The sequence below is a fragment of the Pseudonocardia sp. ICBG601 genome (genome assembly GCF_020496245.1).
Map to the genome: position 1 here is coordinate 1 of NZ_JAHLJA010000265.1, position 2277 is coordinate 2277.

Annotated in this window: 2 protein-coding genes and 2 pseudogenes; 3 read left to right on the forward strand and 1 reads right to left on the reverse strand. The window is 72.7% G+C overall.

Going from position 1 to position 2277, the window contains the following annotated elements:
- Positions 1–219: pseudogene (locus KPL57_RS64775) on the reverse strand (hypothetical protein); the annotation flags it as partial.
- A gap of 298 nt (positions 220–517) precedes the next feature.
- On the opposite strand from KPL57_RS64775, the pseudogene KPL57_RS73790 reads away from it, so the two are divergent.
- The 3 genes and pseudogenes from KPL57_RS73790 to KPL57_RS64785 all read left to right on the forward strand — a co-directional run.
- Positions 518–754 (forward strand): annotated as a pseudogene (locus KPL57_RS73790) (SDR family oxidoreductase); the annotation flags it as partial.
- A 65-nt stretch (positions 755–819) separates the two neighbouring features.
- A complete protein-coding gene (locus tag KPL57_RS73795; protein WP_374203999.1) occupies positions 820–1161 on the forward strand; it encodes an SDR family oxidoreductase in 342 nt (113 codons plus the stop codon).
- 205 nt (positions 1162–1366) lie between these two features.
- Positions 1367–2277: NAD(P)-binding domain-containing protein (locus KPL57_RS64785; protein WP_226359412.1), on the forward strand; the 911-nt coding region annotated here is incomplete at its 3' end.

Consider the following 2277-nt stretch of genomic DNA (forward strand, 5'->3'; position numbering starts at 1 on the left):
ACTGCAGCGGCTCCGGTCGGATCCGCACCGCCGATCCGTAGGCCAGTGTAGGAGAGCCCGACCGCGACCGATCCCGGCCGCGTTGAAGCGCACGGCCCGGCTCGTGCGGCCGTCGAGGGGTTCGAGCCGGTGCGGGCAGAACACCTCGCCGACCCGCTCGCGCGCCTCGTCGAGGTCGGGCGAACGCACCCTGCGGTAGCCGTTCAGCACCTCGGTCACGGCGCCTCCTCGGGTCCGTCCACACGTCGTCGTCGGGGCTCGCGCCGGCGGACAGCGTCCGCGCTGCGGGGATAGCCCCAGGTCACTGTATAGCCGAACTATGACCGTGTTCACAGTCCCCGCTAGACGACGCCGTCGTTCCGGAGGTTCCCGATGGCACAGCCACCCGCCCTGACCGGCCGAACGGTGCTGGTGACCGGAGGCTCGACCCTCGTCGGGCACGGGGTCGTCCGCGCCCTGCACGCGCGGGTGGTCAGCCGTCGCGGTCGCCGACATCGACGCCGAGGGCGTCAAGCCGCTGCTCGACGAGCTCGGCGAGCGCGTCGCGTTCCACCCGACCGACGTCACCGACGACGACGCCGTGGCCGCCACCGTCGCCGCGGTGGCCGTCGACGGCCTGCACGGGCTGGTCAACCTCGCCTGCACCTACCTCGACGACGGCGCCGACACCGGCCGCGCCGACTGGCTGCGCGCCCTGGACGTCAACCTCGTCTCGGCCGTCCAGGTCAGCCGCGCCGCTCGCCCGCACCTCGCCGCGACCGGCGGCGCGATCGTCACGTTCACGTCGATCTCGTCGAAGGTCGCCCAGGCCGCCGGTGGGTGTACCCGGCGTCGAAGGCGGCGTTGGTGCAGGTCACGCGCTCGATGGCGATGGACTTCGCCGCCGACGGCATCCGCGTCAACTCCGTCAGCCCCGGCTGGACCTGGTCGAAGATCATGGACGACCTCAGCGGCGGCGACCGCGCCAAGACCGACCGCGTCGCCGCGCCCTTCCACCTCACCGGCCGCGTCGGCGACCCCGACGAGGTCGGCGCCGTCGTCGCCTTCCTGCTGTCGCCCGCGGCGTCCGGAGTGACCGGCGCCGACTGGGCTGTCGACGGCGGCTACTCCGCCATGGGCCCCGAACGGGCCGTCCCCGCCATCCCGCAGCTCGCCGAGTGACTCCGAGGAACCCCGCCATGCGCATCGCGATCGTCGGGGCCGGGTTCGCCGGCCTTCCTCCGCCAAGGTCCTGACCGGCTTCGGCCACGACGTCGTCGTCTACGAGAAGGCGCCCGACGTCGGCGGCGTCTGGAGCGCCGTCCGCCGCTACCCGGGCCTGACCACGCAGAACGACAAGGGCACGTACTCGCTCTCCGACTTCCCCATGCCGAAGCACTACCCGGTGGCCGAGCGGGCAGCAGGTGCAGGAGTACCTGGAGGCCTACGCGCGGCACTTCGGGATCCGCGAGAACGTGCGCACCTCGACCGAGGTGCTCTCCGCCGAGCCGCGCGCGCGGGCGGCGGCTGGACCGTCACGACCACCGCGGGGAGCGAGGAGTTCGACCACCTCGTCGTCGCGAACGGGATCTTCTCCGAGCCGTTCCTGCCCGAGCTGCCCGGCGCCGACGCGTTCCGCGCGGCGGGCGGGCGCTACTGCCCGCCCTCGGACGTCGCGGCGCTCGACGACGTCCGCGACAAGCACGTCGTCGTGATCGGGTACGGGAAGTCCGCGTGCGACGTCGCCGTGGCGCTCGACGAGGTCTCGGCGTCGACGACCGTCGTGGCGCGCGAGCTGCTCTGGAAGATGCCGCGCAGGATCGCGGGCGCGCTGAACTACAAGTACCTGCTGCTCACGAGGCTGGGGGAGGGGCTGTTCCGCTACGCCCAGCTCGTCGGCTTCGAACGCTTCCTGCACGGCCCGGGCAAGGGCGTCCGCGACGCCATGATGAGCAGCCTCCAGGGACAGATCGTGCGGCAGCTGCGGTTGAAGCAGCTCGGGCTGGTGCCCGACGGCTCGCTCGAGGACATCGCCCGCTCCACCGTCAGCCTCGCCACCGAGGGCTTCTACGAGGCCGTCGCCGACGGTTCGATCACCGTGCGGCGCGACACCCTCGTCACCGGGCTCGGCGTCCGCGACGGCGGACCGGTCGCGATCGTCGGCGACGGGACGGAGGTCCGTGCCGACCTGGTCGTCGCCGCGACCGGCTTCCACCAGCGCGTCCCGTTCCTCTCGCAGGACGTGCGCGACCGGCTCGTGGACGAGCGCGGCAACTTCGAGCTGTACCGCCAGATCCA